15 protein-coding genes and 1 pseudogene are annotated in these 13447 nt (G+C 71.0%); 5 read left to right on the top strand and 11 right to left on the bottom strand.

Annotated elements, in window-relative coordinates; all coding sequences use genetic code 11:
• Positions 1 to 62: 62 nt before the first annotated feature.
• Together ACZ4U1_RS02070 and ACZ4U1_RS02065 are read right to left on the bottom strand one after the other, a co-directional pair.
• Positions 63 to 1628, bottom strand: coding sequence for an ABC1 kinase family protein (locus ACZ4U1_RS02070; RefSeq protein ID WP_467898449.1), 1566 nt, complete (start codon positions 1626 to 1628; stop codon positions 63 to 65).
• A gap of 9 nt (positions 1629 to 1637) precedes the next feature.
• Positions 1638 to 1877, bottom strand: coding sequence for a hypothetical protein (locus ACZ4U1_RS02065; RefSeq protein ID WP_467898447.1), 240 nt, complete (start codon positions 1875 to 1877; stop codon positions 1638 to 1640).
• A gap of 187 nt (positions 1878 to 2064) precedes the next feature.
• On the opposite strand from ACZ4U1_RS02065, the gene ACZ4U1_RS02060 reads away from it, so the two are divergent.
• Both ACZ4U1_RS02060 and ACZ4U1_RS02055 read left to right on the top strand, forming a co-directional pair.
• Positions 2065 to 3261 carry a polyprenyl synthetase family protein gene (locus tag ACZ4U1_RS02060; RefSeq protein ID WP_467898446.1) on the top strand — a complete coding sequence of 399 codons (1197 nt, stop codon included), beginning with the start codon at positions 2065 to 2067 and terminating at the stop codon, positions 3259 to 3261.
• Positions 3262 to 3295: 34 nt separating this feature from the next.
• Positions 3296 to 3838 (top strand): hypothetical protein, encoded by a 543-nt coding sequence (locus ACZ4U1_RS02055; protein ID WP_467898444.1) that lies wholly within the window; start codon positions 3296 to 3298, stop codon positions 3836 to 3838.
• Between the two features lie 74 nt (positions 3839 to 3912).
• On the opposite strand, the gene ACZ4U1_RS02050 is transcribed toward ACZ4U1_RS02055, so the two are convergent.
• The 6 genes from ACZ4U1_RS02050 to ACZ4U1_RS02025 form a co-directional block, all read right to left on the bottom strand.
• Positions 3913 to 4764: a caspase family protein gene (locus ACZ4U1_RS02050; protein WP_467898443.1), complete on the bottom strand. Its 852-nt coding sequence runs from the start codon at positions 4762 to 4764 to the stop codon at positions 3913 to 3915.
• 69 nt (positions 4765 to 4833) lie between these two features.
• The gene (locus ACZ4U1_RS02045; RefSeq protein ID WP_467898441.1) at positions 4834 to 6012 is read right to left on the bottom strand and encodes a YcaO-like family protein; all 1179 of its coding nucleotides are present in this window, start codon (positions 6010 to 6012) and stop codon (positions 4834 to 4836) included.
• Entirely contained in the window at positions 6006 to 7298 is a 1293-nt protein-coding gene (locus tag ACZ4U1_RS02040) for a TfuA-like protein (protein WP_467898439.1), read from the bottom strand. The genes ACZ4U1_RS02045 and ACZ4U1_RS02040 overlap by 7 nt, the downstream gene beginning before the upstream one ends.
• Before the next feature lie 58 nt (positions 7299 to 7356).
• Entirely contained in the window at positions 7357 to 7737 is a 381-nt protein-coding gene (locus ACZ4U1_RS02035; RefSeq protein ID WP_467898437.1) for a tail fiber domain-containing protein, read from the bottom strand.
• Positions 7731 to 7928 (bottom strand): hypothetical protein, encoded by a 198-nt coding sequence (locus tag ACZ4U1_RS02030; RefSeq protein WP_467898435.1) that lies wholly within the window; start codon positions 7926 to 7928, stop codon positions 7731 to 7733. The genes ACZ4U1_RS02035 and ACZ4U1_RS02030 overlap by 7 nt, the downstream gene beginning before the upstream one ends.
• A gap of 210 nt (positions 7929 to 8138) precedes the next feature.
• Positions 8139 to 8798, bottom strand: a complete 660-nt coding sequence (locus ACZ4U1_RS02025; RefSeq protein WP_467898433.1) for an amidohydrolase family protein — start codon at positions 8796 to 8798, stop codon at positions 8139 to 8141.
• On the opposite strand from ACZ4U1_RS02025, the pseudogene ACZ4U1_RS02020 reads away from it, so the two are divergent.
• From ACZ4U1_RS02020 to ACZ4U1_RS02010, 3 genes and pseudogenes are all read left to right on the top strand, one after another.
• A pseudogene (locus tag ACZ4U1_RS02020) lies at positions 8742 to 8942 on the top strand (VOC family protein); the annotation flags it as partial. The gene ACZ4U1_RS02025 and the pseudogene ACZ4U1_RS02020 sit on opposite strands and share 57 nt — an antisense overlap.
• A gap of 130 nt (positions 8943 to 9072) precedes the next feature.
• Positions 9073 to 9975 (top strand): 4-hydroxy-2-oxovalerate aldolase, encoded by a 903-nt coding sequence (gene dmpG / locus ACZ4U1_RS02015; RefSeq protein ID WP_467898432.1) that lies wholly within the window; start codon positions 9073 to 9075, stop codon positions 9973 to 9975.
• Positions 9976 to 10028: 53 nt separating this feature from the next.
• On the top strand, positions 10029 to 10415 hold the full coding sequence (locus ACZ4U1_RS02010) for a hypothetical protein (protein ID WP_467898430.1): 387 nt from the start codon (positions 10029 to 10031) through the stop codon (positions 10413 to 10415).
• Positions 10416 to 10511: 96 nt separating this feature from the next.
• Here the strand turns inward: ACZ4U1_RS02010 and ACZ4U1_RS02005 are convergent, their stop codons facing one another.
• The 3 genes from ACZ4U1_RS02005 to ACZ4U1_RS01995 form a co-directional block, all read right to left on the bottom strand.
• Positions 10512 to 11411, bottom strand: a complete 900-nt coding sequence (locus ACZ4U1_RS02005; RefSeq protein WP_467898428.1) for a hypothetical protein — start codon at positions 11409 to 11411, stop codon at positions 10512 to 10514.
• 251 nt (positions 11412 to 11662) lie between these two features.
• Positions 11663 to 11797, bottom strand: coding sequence for a hypothetical protein (locus ACZ4U1_RS02000; RefSeq protein WP_467898425.1), 135 nt, complete (start codon positions 11795 to 11797; stop codon positions 11663 to 11665).
• 133 nt (positions 11798 to 11930) lie between these two features.
• The gene (locus tag ACZ4U1_RS01995) at positions 11931 to 13373 is read right to left on the bottom strand and encodes a lipase maturation factor family protein (RefSeq protein WP_467898422.1); all 1443 of its coding nucleotides are present in this window, start codon (positions 13371 to 13373) and stop codon (positions 11931 to 11933) included.
• Between the last annotated feature and the right edge of the window lie 74 nt (positions 13374 to 13447).

Here is a 13447-nt window from a genome sequence, read left to right as displayed (position 1 = left end):
ACACCGAACAGCGGCACAACAGCGGCACCAACAGCGACACCGAACAGCGGCACCGCGAAACGTCACCGTGCTCTCGTCGCATGACGGTGGGCTGCCCACAGCGCGAGCGCTCCGCAGGCCAGGAGGGCGCTTCGGCCTGCGCCGGAGGGGCGGTTCGGTGGGCAACAGCCGCTGTGCGCGGGGCCGGGCGAGGGAAAGTGCGGACGGTCGGTGTGGGTGGTGCGGTCCGCGCGGAGTTGTTCCCCGGCCATGCTGTAGGCCAGGAGGGACTCCAGGGCTCGCCGGGCCGTGTGCTGTGGGGAGATCATTTCGCGCAGGACGTGCAGGACGATGCCGTGGACCTCGGACTCGAACAGGTCGGAGAAGGTCAGGTGCGGTGCCAGCAGCCGCACGCTCCCCTCCAGATTGACCAGCGACTTGCCCACCAGGCCGACGGTCGGGGCGGAGGCGATGCCGCGGCGGGCCGCCTTCTCCAGTACGGCGCTGAACGCCACCCCGAAGTTCAGCTCGGCCATCGACGCCGTGGCGAGCTTCGGCACCAGTGCGGCCATGTCGGCACAGAAGGCCGGCAGATTCGCCCACGGGGTGCTGCGGCCCATCTCGGCCCACACCTTGGCCAGGCCGTGGCCGTCGTTCTGGCTCACCGCCATCAACAGCAGCAGCATGCGGATGCTGGTCTGCTGGTCGAGGCGTCCGATCATGCCCCAGTCCAGCAGGGTCGCCGGCGCGTCGGGCGTGACGAAGACATTCCCGGGGTGCGGATCGGCGTGGAAGAAGCGGTCGATGAAGTAGCCGCGCCCCATGAACGCGGCCAGGTCGCGGGCGACGGCCTCGCGGTGTTCCGGACTGACTTCCCCCCGGTCGACGCGTGCCACCGAGCCGCCGGGGGCCAGGGACTGCACCAGGACGCCCGGCGCGGCGGCGACGACCTCAGGGATGTCGAGATGGGTGAACCGGCTCACCGAGGCCCGGGCCCGCTCCATGTTGGCGGCCTCCTTGGTGAAGTCCAGTTCCGCCTCCATCGCGTCGAAGACGTTGGCGAGGATGGACTCCACGTCGACCACCGCGTTGAACCGTGGCGCGCCGCGTGCCGTCAGCCAGGCGGCACGGCGCAGCAGCGCCATGTCGGCCTGGACGACCCCGCGGATCCCGGGCCGCTGGATCTTCACGACCCCGGGCGTGCCGCCGCGGAGTGTCACCCGGTGCACCTGGGCGAGGGAGGCGGCGCCCAGTGGCCGGGTGACGTCGACGTCATCGAACATCCGCTCCCAGCGGGGCCCGAAGTTCGCCTCCAGTACGGGCACGAAAGTGGCGAACGGCTCGGCGGGCACCTGGTCGTTCAGCTTCTGGAACTCCGCGCGGACGTCGGCCGGAACCATGTCCGGCCGGGTGGCCAGCACCTGGCCCAGCTTGATGTAGAGGGGGCCCAGCCGTTCGAGTGCGCTGCGTGCGGCTCGGGCCCGGCGGGCGGCTCCAGCGGAAGCGGCGCGGTCATCGCTGTCGGTGAAGGCGTGGGGCTCCGCGTTGTCGTGACGTGGTCGGACGGCTGAGCGCCCCGTCTGCTGTACGGCCAGCTCGCTCAGCACGCGTGCCACGGTGAGCAGCCGCCCGCCCGCCTGGCTCAGCATCGGTTCCTCTCACCCACGGTGCGCCGGGCCGTCGGATGCGGGCGATGTGTCCGTGGGCGCGTTGCTCACGCCGTTCATCCGCCGAAGTGTTTCCGGGAAGAGCGTGGCCAGGGCGAGCGCCGGTGCGGCGAGGACCCAGGCGGCGCGGTTCTCCTCACCGGCCTGTCGGCCGAGAAGGTCGTCGAATGCCTTCTTGTAGTCGTCCACCACGTTGTCGATGAACTCTTCGACGACATTGCGCGGTGGCATCAGAGGCCGTCCTTCCAGTGGTAGTCATTTCGGAGGCACGGAATGTATCGGCCAACTCCTGCGAGGGCAAACGGAATGGATAATCCTATGAGAGGGAAATGGGAATGCGCTCGCTGATTCGTGTCACTTGCCGGTATTCGCTACCTTTAATCTAGCCATTGCACTCTTAACGGAGCGAGCGAATTCAATGCCCGACGAACTGTCATCGCTGCCCGGTCCCGGAGGCGTCGCCGCGAGAGCCGTGGTGCACCCGCGTACGTCCCTCGATCCGATGTCCGGCTGCGACATCACGCGGGTCGCGGCGGCGCTGGACGAGGGTCTCGCCCGCATCTGCCCGTCGGCACCCACGGACACGCTGGGCGCTGAACTGATGGGTCGGGAAGGCCGGGAGGGCCCGGAGGACGCCGGCGACGGCCGGCGCGACCGGCGCCTCCACGCGGCCCTCGTCGCTCCGGTGCGTCATCTGCTCGACGCCGGCGGCAAACGCTGGCGCGCCCATCTGATGGCCCGAGTCCTGGAGATCTTCGGCGTCAACCCCCGCCCGTACGCCGAGTTGCTCGCCGCGTGCGAAGTGGGGCACGCCGGCTCCCTCATGGTGGACGACGTCGAGGACGCCTCACCGGTACGGCGCGGAGGCCCGGCCGTCCACACGCTCTTCGGCGAGAGTACGGCCATCAACGCCGGCACCGCGGCCTACTTCAGCCTCGACCGTGCCATCCGGCGCACCCTCCCCGAGGACCCGGCGCTCCGCCTGGCGGTGTACGAGACCTACCTGGCGGGCCTGCGCGCCACGCACGCCGGCCAGGCCCTGGACATCCAGGGCCATGCGGAGGAGCTGGAGCTGGCGCTGGTCACGCGGGACGCCGGGCCGCTGCTGCGGATGCTCGCGCTCACCCACCGGCTGAAAACAGGTGCGCAGGTGCGGGCCCTGTGCGAGATCGGCTCCCTGGTCGGACGGGCCGAGCCCGAACAGCGGGCCGCGCTGGGGGACTTCGGGGAGGTGCTCGGGCTCGCCTACCAGATCATGGACGACGTCGGCGACCTGCGGGGCGTGATCCATCGGGAGAAGGCCACGAAACGCGCCGCGGAGGACCTGTGCAACGCCAAGGTCGGCTTCCCGCTGGCGCACGCCGTCACCCTGCTCCCGCTCAGGGAGGCGACCGACCTGTGGCAGTCCTTGCGCACGCGTCCGGACGCGGGGGCCGTCCGGCGTGCCGCACGGACCATCGAGGACAGCGGGGCGGTGCGCGTCTGCGAGGAGGAAGCGGTTCGCCTGCTCGGTCAGGCATGGGCCGATCTGGAGCCGCACCTGCCCGACTCGCCCCACACCACGGCCCTCGCCGAGGCCGCCACCGCAGTCGTCCACCGCACCTGGAACACCTGAGCCGTCCCCCCGCACCGTGTTAAGGAGAACCCCGATGACGGACACCTTCCGTACCCTGATCGGCGACCTCGCCGACGACGCGAAGAAGGCATTCGACGACATCCTCGACCGCCCCTCCGGCTCGTCCCCGACCTCGGGGGCGGACTCGCTCGCACGACAGCTGCGCCTGCAGGCCGTGGCCAACCTGCCCGCGGAGTCCCTGCAACTGCTCGGCCGGCTCGCCGCGCTGCACAGCCTGGGAGAGGAAGAAGCCACCCGGCTGCTCAAGGACGGAGGAAAGACGCTGTCCGGCCTCACCGGACTGGCGGGCCAGTTGGGATCCCTGGGCGCGGCGAGCGGTGCGGCCACTCCTCTCGCCGGGCTGACCGGCCTGCTGGCCGCGGCTTCCGGTACCGCCGGCGGGGCGGGCCCGGCGGTCGAGGCGGCGACGGCACTGGCCGGCCTGCCCGCCCAGGTGGCCCAGCTCCAGGAAACCCTCAACGCGCTCACCAAGGCGCTCGAGGGGCTCCAGAGCCTGGCGGGCACCGCCACGCAGGCCACCGGCAGCGGCGGCGGGAACGCGAAGAAGGCGGGCTGACCCGTGGGTGAGCGCTCCCTCGCTGAACAACCACCGAGGGAGCGCTCGGAGACGACTGCCGGGCGACAGGCGTGTCAGACGGAGAACGGCGCCTGGGCGAGGAAGGCCGGGCTGGACTTGCCCGACTGGAACATGTTGGGCGTCTGGTAGAAGGGCATCTTCTCCACGATCTGCCGGTGCAGGCTGGAGTAGGTCCCCTGGAAGGCGCCGTTCCGCCAGGTCTTGAGAAGCGTTTCGGTGAACAGCCCGTTGGGACCTGAGCCGTCGCTGGAGGTCTGGTTGTCCTGGCACCCGGAGACCAGCAGCACGTCCGCCTTGACCTCCTGCTGGTCGAGGGAGGGCAGGTCGCGCTGGATGGAGTCGTACAGCTCCTGGTCCCGCTGGTAGTTGCGGAACTGCGCGTCCTGGGGGAGGACCCTGACCCTGGCCCGGACCTCGGCCGGTTCGGCGGTGTCGAAGGTGCGTTGCAGTTCCGGTCCGTTGAGGAAGAGTGACAGGTCACGGGCCACGGTGCCGCTGTGGCAGCTGTCGGACAGCATGACGATCCGTACGTCCTGGGCGAACGTGGCGAACAGCGCGTGCAGTTCGTCGTCGATCAGCTGACGGTCGTAGAGCACCCAGGTCTCGTCCATCCGGTCGGGCTCGTCACTGTTCTTGTCGGGCACCTGCGAGCCGTGGCCCGCGTACGTGAGCAGGAGCATGTCTCCGGCGGTGAGGCGGGAGGCGGCGTCCTTCAGCGCCTGCGTGACGTTGCCGCTGGTGGCTTCCTTGGTGAGCAGGGTGCCGAGCACGTCGAAGCCCGCCGTCTTGGCGAGGTTGGTCATGGTGACGGCATCGTTCTCGGGGTTCTTGAGCGCGCCCTTGGTGCCGTACTTGTCTTCGTCGATCTCGTTGAGGCCGATGTGGATGGACAGGCCCTTGGCCATGGTCTCCTCCTGCTGTGCGGGGATGGACGGTGGGCGCCCGCGTGGAATGCGGGCCGGGTGGGGGCGGGGTCAGGGCGCGTAGGACGGTCGCGGGACCTCGTGGCGGGCGTGGAAGCGGAGTCCGGGGCAGAGGACCTTGACCACGGCCAGTTCCTCGCGGTCGGCGAGGTCGACGGCGATCGGGGCGCAACCGGTGGTGCGGGCGATGTGCTGGGAAAGCCAGGCGAGTTCCGCGGACACATCGTCGAAGGCCTCGCGGTACGGGGCCACCGCGGTGTCGTAGGTGACGAGGTCAGGCGGTCGTCGCGGCGGCTCGTGCGGTCCGTCGGGATACAGGGCGGGGAGGTCGTCCCTGGTTCCGGTGATCGCGGTGAGCCGGCTCTGGGCGGCTTCGGTGACGGCCCGGGACAGCGCGACGTCCGGTGAGGAGTGAGCGCCGGAGCCGGCCGACCAGACCGGGAAGTCCTCGCTCCACACGTAGGACACGAAGCAGGGCACCTGCCACCGGTTGGGTACCAGGGCGATCTCCAGGTAGGCCCGGGCCTCACGGAAGAGGCGGACCAGGGGTGCGCTCGTGCCGTCCAGGACGGTTTCGCAGTCGACCGGGACGCGGCAGTCGTGACCGGTGTTGTCGAGCAGAGTGAGGCTGTCCCTCTCCACGACCTCGTACAGGGCGTGCAGCAGTGCCTCGTCCCGGGAGTTGCCCGACGCCAGACCGTTGCTCGATGCCTGTAGTCCGGGCGGCTGCCACGGCCGGGCCGATTCCAGGGTGAGGCGAACGCTGTCGAGGGGGACGGGCACCGGCCGCCCGTTGAGCACATCGGCTCCCCGGACCCAGGAGATCTCCTGGCCGGGGCCCACCATGCTGCCCGGCTGGTGGTCGAGGTCCAGGAAGTCGTAGGGCAGGCCGAGATCGTGCGCGGCAGTGCGCTCGAGGTCGGGCTCGGACACGACCCGCTCGGCGTGCCACAGCTCGATGCTCTCCATGACGGCGGACAGTTTCGCCAGCAGAAGGGACTGTCCCTTGCCCTGCGAGACGGCGAGGGTCCGCGACAGCGGCCGTACGGCCATGGCGACGGGCAGGCCCACGGTGTCCAGTCCCGTGACGTCGGCGACACGGGTGATGCCGTACTCGGGCAGGAGCGGCCGCACCAGGTCCCAGGTCTCCCGCGGTGCCCGCACACGGTGCGTACCGTCGGTGAACACCTTGCCGGACAGGGCCGCCCGTGCCGGAGGAACCGTCAGCATGGGCGGACTCCTCCGGCGTCGTCCGGCCGCCCTCGCCGTGCCAGCACCGCCCGTGCCGCCTCCACGGCGTCGAGGACACTGGCGTAACCCCGGTCGCGGGCGCACGCCAGCAACGCCCCCGGTTCCTCGGGCACGTTCCAGACACGGCTCAAGTAGGCGCGAAGCTCACTCCGCTTCCACTTCCTGACGTCACCGGCCGCCCCGGGAGGCGCCGGCTCGCCGGCGTGGGTGCCTTCAGGGTGTTGCCGGAGCAGCGCGCGGAGCCGGTCGGCTTCCGCGGCGCGGGCGAGCGGTGGCCTCGCGGACCTGACGAGGGCCGCGCGCACCGCCCGGTCCTCCTGCCACATCCGCGCTTCCTCGCTGGTCAGCCACTCCCGCTTCGGCTCCGGGCCGAGCCGGTCCGGCGGAGGGGCACCGTGCTGCGAACCGATCCACGCCAGTACGTAGGCGGACCAGCGCTCGGGAAACTCCGGGTCGTGGAGGCGTTGGTCGTGCAGCGCCTCGCCGAGCGTGCGCGGTGAGGCGCCTGTCGGTTCGAGCGGCAGGTGCTCCACGACGGCTTCGTCCAGGAAGGTGGTGACCCACCCGGACCCCCCGGCCCACTCCTGCCCGGCGGGTGCGGGCGCGCCGGCGGTGAGCGCCTGCGCGTGATCGAGCGCGAGGAGCGCGTCGCGCGCTTTCAGGCTGTGCCGGAGCGGGTCCTCCCGGACGGCACGGACCGCGGTCTCGACGTGATGCGAGACATGCGTCCCGGCCCGGACGAGATGATGCCGGATGGCGTTCCACGAACGGGAGGTGTACGGAAGCGCCGTCGCCACGGCCATGATGCGGCCCGCCGTGTCGGCGGTCAGCACGCCACCGTCCGTGAGCAGGGCCAGTTGGTGCCGGAGATCCACCAGCGCCAGGGTCAGGGCCCGGTACGGAGGCTCGTCCACGTGGGCGACCGCCACGTCGGCGTCCGAGTCGATGACACCGTCCCGGTACTGGCGGTAGATCTCACCGACACCGACCATGCCGTAGGCGTCGAGTTCGGCGGCGCGCAGGGCTCCGATACTGGCGGCGCCGATGACGACGGTCCCTCTGGTGAGGGCCCACAGGATCTCCTTGTGCCGCAACGGCAGACTGTGGTGGTACAGGCCGTCGATGACCACGGCGATGTCGCCGTCTCCCGGATCGAGACGGATCAGATCACCGTGGCGGGCGGGCGCGTGGACCACAGCGGTGGGAAGCCGGTCGTGGACGAGGCCGGCGGGGAGGGTGGGCCCGACGAAGACATGGATGGTCACTGGTTCGTATTCCCCACGGTCGTGGCGGAACGGCTGGTGCGGCTGGTGCGGCCTGCGGTCACCGGCCCGTCGCGGCGTCGGCGGTCAGACGGGCCACCTGCTCGCGCAGCTCCTGGACCTCCTGGCGGCATTCGTCCAGGAGTCGGTGGAGGGCCTGGATGCAGACCATGGCGACGCCGTTCATGTCGACCATGCTGATGGTCCTGTCGTCACCGCCGAGACCGAAGGCCTCCCACCAGTCCTGTGCCATGGGACCCAGATGACGGACCTGTTCCGGGTCGTTGCGGTAACGCCAGGTGCTGATCGGCATGGCGGCGACCTTGTTCAGTACGTCGAAGCCGTCGAGGGGCGGGCAGTCGACGACAGCGGGCGCGTTCTGCGGGCGGGGCCTGCGGTGTGCCTCGTCGGCGCACCGCAGGTCAGCAGCGTCGGCTACCACTGAACCGCCGCGATGTCCGTCTTCAGCGCACGGTCTGAGATGGTCGCACCACGCGACTGCGGCGGATCCTCGTCGTCACCGGACTTGCGGGACTGACCCTTCCTCTTGGGGTCCTCCTTGGTCTTGTCGGACGACCGTTCCGCCGAACGGGTCGGCTCTTCCTCGGGGGTCTCGTCGGGCCTCTCAGCCATGACCGCCACCTCCTTCGATGATTGCTTCGCCACGGCGTATGCCGTGGGCACATTCATTCGTTGCACGCGGAGGCTGTTCGAATGCGTCTCCCGGCGTTTTTCGCCTGAGAGGGCGCTTCCGGCGGGTCAAGCGGACGCTGGTGACCTACCCTCCCGGTGCCGGCAGGCAGCCGCCGGCTCCCGTGCCGCACCTCCACATAGTGGCCCGTGTCAGTCGGTGCTGGGCTGTACGAGCTTGAAGACCAGCCGTGCGGCCGTGCGTCGGGCGGTACGGCGCAGGCGTACGGGGGCCGGGACGGCCGGGGCCGGCGGTGGGGGAGTGGTGGCGAACAGGACGTGTCCCGGACGGGCGAGGGCGAACAGGGTGGGCAGGGCCGCGGGGCTGGAGGACAGGGCGGTGTCGAAGCAGAAGGAGCGGAGGTCGTCCAGCACGTCCAGGGGACTGCGGCCGGTGTCGTTCGCAAGGGTGACGGCCATGCGGTGGGAGGCGTAGGGAACGAATCCGCCGGCGTGGCTGAGGATGAAGCGGATGTCCGGGTAGCGGCGGAGGATGCCGTTGCGGACGAGGAGGTAGGCGGCCCGGGCGGTGTCGAGGAGGAAGTCGGCGGCGAACGCGGGGATGCCGTCGACCGGGGGCGCGGGCAGTTCGGCCGGGTGGACGAAGACCACGGCGCCGCGGTCGTTCAGTGCGTGCCAGAGGGCGTCCTGGCCGGCGCCGCCCAGACAGGCACCGCGGTTGTTGGCGAGGAGGGTGACTCCGTCGGCTCGCAGCTCATCCAGAGCCCGGGCGGCCTCCGCGGCGGAGGCGGCCGGGAGGTCGGCTGGAACCCGATCATCATCGACGAGACGACCTGGGAACCCGCCACCCACCAGGGCATCAGCGTCTGGGGCCACCTCCCCGTCGGCCAGACCATTGTCGACAGACTCGCCCAGTTCCGCGCCGGCGCCCGCTCCCTGGCTTACCCCGAGGACACCGTGCCCGCCCTCAGCGGTCCCGGCATCCCGGACGACTGACAGGCCGCACCCGGATCTGGTAGCCGTCGCCGTCACGCTCGAGCAGGCCGAGGCGCACCGGACCGCCCGCACTTCTCCCCCTGTCTGTGAGGCACCCGGCCACCCGCCGCGCCACGGAGGTGGCACCGCGATGACCTCCCTGTACGTCCAGGACGTGACCCTGAGGGACGGCATGCACGCCGTCCGCCACCGCTACACCGTCGAGCAGGCCCGCACCATCGCCGGCGCCCTCGACGCCGCCGGGGCCACCGCGATCGAGATCGCCCACGGCGACGGCCTGTCCGGCTCCAGCATCACCTACGGCGTCGGCGCGCACACCGACTGGGAGTGGATCGAGGCCGTCTGCGACGCCGTGACCCGCGCGGTTCCCACCACGCTGCTCCTGCCCGGCATCGGCACCCTGCACGACCTGCGCCGCGCCCGGGCCCTCGGTATCCGCTCGGTCCGCGTCGCCACCCACTGCACCGAGGCCGACATCTCCGCCCAGCACATCTTTGCCGCCCGCGACCTGGGCATGGACGTGGCCGGGTTCCTGATGATGTCGCACATGGCCGGACCGGCCGAACTGGCCCGCCAGGCCAAGCTGATGGAGTCCTACGGCGCCCAGTGCGTGTACGTCACCGACTCCGGCGGCCGGCTCACCATGGACGGCGTCCGCGACCGCGTGCGCGCCTACCGGGATGTCCTCGACCCGGCGACGGAGCTGGGCATCCACGCCCACCACAACCTCGGCCTGGGCGTCGCCAACTCCGTCGTCGCCGTCGAGAACGGCGTCACCCGGGTCGACGCCTCCCTCGCGGGCCAGGGCGCCGGTGTCGGCAACTGCCCGCTGGAGGCGTTCGTCGCGGTCGCGGACCTGATGGGCTGGGAGCACGGCTGCGCCCTGTTCCCGCTGATGGACGCCGCCGACGATGTCGTACGACCGCTGCAGGACCGTGCCGTGCGGGTCGACCGGGAGACACTCACCCTCGGCTACGCGGGCGTGTACTCCAGCTTCCTGCGTCACGCGGAGACGGCCCGCGACGCCGGCTGAGCGGACACTCCTATATAACGAGGCAAGGAGGCTCCACCAGGGAGGCGGTTGCCGTGCTGGTACGGGCTCGGGTCGACGGTGATCAGCTCCTCGTCCGCCTGCCGTGGCGCTTGGCCGCAGCCGCACGGCAGTGCGCCGTGAGGATGCCGCTGCGGCTCGTGTCGGAGATCCGGGTCGAGCCGTCGTGGTGGCGGGCGCTGCGGATCGGTACGCCGGGCCGGCACTACCGTTTCCGTCCAGGGCGGTGGTGCGCCGGAGAGCTGGTGCACGCCGACGGCCGGGACTTCGTCGCGCTGGTGGCGGGGGAGCCCGCCCTGGTGGTGGAACTCCGTCACCCACCGAGCCCGTACGCGCGCCTGGCACTGTCCGTCCGCGACCCGCACGGACTCGCCGCCCTTCTGCGACGCCGCACCGCGAGACAGGCAGATCCATCGCGATGATCTCCCTGTGGGGTGCAGTAGTACGGATCGGTCAGCCGGCCCCCTGCCGGTCGTACCAGGGTGCCGAGTCCCCGTCGTGTGGGGCTCCGGGAACGGTCAGGTCCGGCTGGCGCTCAGCCGCTCGATAGCCTCCAGGACGGCCTTGCGGCGCGCGTGCGTGCGCTCGTATCCGTCGAGAACGTGCAGGTCGGACTCGGACAGGGCGGGGAGGCGGCGCTCGATCTCCTCGACGCCGAGCTGGCTGAAGCCGATGATGGGCAGGCTCTCCTCGCTGCTGACCGCTCCCTGGATCTGCTCGGCCGCGGCAGACACCTCGTGTTTCTCCGCCACCGGCTCCCCGCCGTCGCCGGGGCCCTGTGCGGGGCGGACTGCCTCGCGCACCCAGGTGACGACGGCCCGCAGCGGCCGGGTGGCCGTGTCGGCGAGGCCGCCCTGCGCCGTCTGTTCCACCTTGAGGCCGTCACTCGCTGCGGCCACGGTCCGGGCCTGCCGGGTGAGGCTGTCCTCGAGCAGGGCCAGCAGCTCCTGGTCCTCGCGGTGCATGTCCCGGAGCAGGTCGCGGCTGGTGCGGTCCTCGGCCTGGTCGGCGAGAACCTCGCCGGCCCGGGTGCTGGCCAGGGCCCGGGCCGCGACGGCGTACTCGTCCTCGATGTTCCTCAGCACCTGCCGCTCGTCGGCCGGCCCACGGCCACGCACCAACCCGGTCACGGCCTTCTGCCCGATGGTGAGCGGGAGCGTGGCCGTTCTCCAGGTGGTGCGGGCGGCGAACCGCGCCATGTCGGTCGCGCCACCGAGCAGTCCGCGGGGACGCAGGCCGCGGACATGGCGTTCGATGCGCTGCACGCGGTCCTGCATGTCGTCGGCCTCGTGCTCCAGCATCTGCCGGTGGGGGCCGGGCGGCGCGAGGGCCGCATCCGCCCGTAGCCGGTCGCGTGCCGCGGCATGGGCCTGGTGGGCATCCTCAAGCGCCGGTATCAAGGTCTGCGTCATCGCCATGGGGGGGTTGCTCCCTGCATGCGGAGATCGGGCGGCGTTCAGCCGGGATCATCCTGCGAGGCCCGCGCCAAGATCACCCGCCGGGAGCGCGCTCGCCAAGGGCGGTGACGGTGCTGGAGCCCGGCCTGCCGCGCGCTGTCACCGGCACGGAGGCGGTCTGCCGACGGTTCGGCCATCCGAGTGAGGTCGGGTCTCCGCAGCGCAGCGGGGGCGGAGGCTGGGGCACGCCGACGGCGCGCCGGGCGCGCCGGTCAGGACCCGCTCGGGTACTCCGGCTCCCCGCCGTCGGCGTCGAACACCTTCGTGAAGGTGGCACCGCAGCGGCAGCGCGAGTGCTCGACCAGTTCCCCTTCTTCCGACACGCTCAGCCCCTGGCTGAGTCGCACATGCACATGATCACCCATGAGGAACCGCTTCCCTTGACGTCCGACAGTCCGCCCATCGTGCGGGCTCGCCGTTCCCGTGGGCAATGCCGCAGCTCACACCGGTCACGGCTCGCGGTACAACCCCGCCGCTGCGTCAGTGCAGGGGCAGCTCCTCGCGTTTTGCCACGGGTGGGACCAACTCGCCGAGGAAGGTCCGGCTCCACCAGGCTCCGGTGGCGCGCAGTTCCGGCCGGCTGGTGAACCGGAACTCGTACAGGCAGATCCGGACGAAGGCGGGTGGCGGGCCCGGGAAGGGGTTGTGGCGCAGCAGCCGCAGGACGGCCGGGTTGTTCTCCAGGAGGGCGACGAGCAGGGCGGGGAGCCAGCCCCTCGCGTACAGAGGGGAGATCGCGGCGAACCACATCAGCCAGTCCAGCCTGAGGTGGTACGGGGCCACCTGGGGCGGCAGGCGCCGCGTGTCGCCCGGCTTGCCCTTGAAGGCGTACGCCTTCCACACCGTGCCGTCGGTGATCTCCGGTTCGTCGGTGCCCTCGACGATCAGCTCGTACCGGATGCGACCCACGCTGCCGAACGCGCCGTAGGTGTTGACCAGGTGCAGCGGAGTGAAGGAGGCGTTCATGACCTGGCTGCGGGAGAGCAGGTTCCGGACCGGCCAGTAGCTGAGCACCGCGACCAGCGCGGTGACCGTCGTCACGATCCCCTCGAACCACGCCGGTGCGGCGCCGAAACGCGGCGCGGGCGGCAGCCCCAGCGCGTGGGTGACCTGCGAGCCGCCGATCGCGGACGTCGCCAGCATGATCGTCAGCCAGTTCAGCCAGGCGAAGTTGCCGGACGCGATCAGCCACAGCTGCGTGACGATCACCAGTCCGGCGGCGACGCTCGCCACCGGCTGCGGGGTGAAGAGCGCGAACGGCACGAGGAGTTGCGCGACATGGTTGGCCGCCACCTCGGCGCGGTGCACGGGCTTGGGCAGGTGGTGGAAGAACCAGCTGAGCGGGCCGGGCATCGGCTGGGTCTCGTGGTGGTAGTACAGGCACGTCAGGTCGCGCCAGCAGCGGTCGCCGCGCAGTTTGATCAGCCCGGCGCCGAACTCCAGCCGGAACAGCAGCCAGATCAGCAGCCATCGCACCAGCACGGGCGGCGCGATGTCGTCGTTGCCGAGGAAGACCGCGAGGAAGCCCGCCTCCAGCAGCAGCGACTCCCACATGAACCCGTACCAGGTCTGCCCGACGTTGACGATGGACAGGTACAACACCCACAGGGCCGCCCACACCGGCATCGCCGCCCACAACGGCATCAGGTCCGGCACCCCCGCCGCCGCAGCGGCGGACACCGCGGCGCCCGTCCAGGCCACAGTGGCGAAGAACCGGTCGGAGTAGTGCAGCTGGAAGAGGCTCGGGGCCCGCCGGAAGGGCACCTGGGCTGTGAAGCGAGGTACCGGCAGCAGGCCCCGTTCCCCGATCAGGCCGCGGAACTGGAGGGCGGAACTGAGGAAGGCGACGCAGTACAGCACGGCGATTCCGCGCTGGAAGAGCATCCTGCCCAGCCAGTAGTCAGGGTCCGAGAACCAGTCCATGACGGCATGCCTCCGCACATCCGTCCGGCGCTACCGCATCTTTCTCGTCAGCTTGACATTTACCCTGCTCATGA

This window comes from Streptomyces sp. NPDC028928 (genome assembly GCF_055564915.1).
Note: the sequence above shows the minus strand (reverse complement) of the source record. Positions and strands in the feature narration are given on the sequence as shown.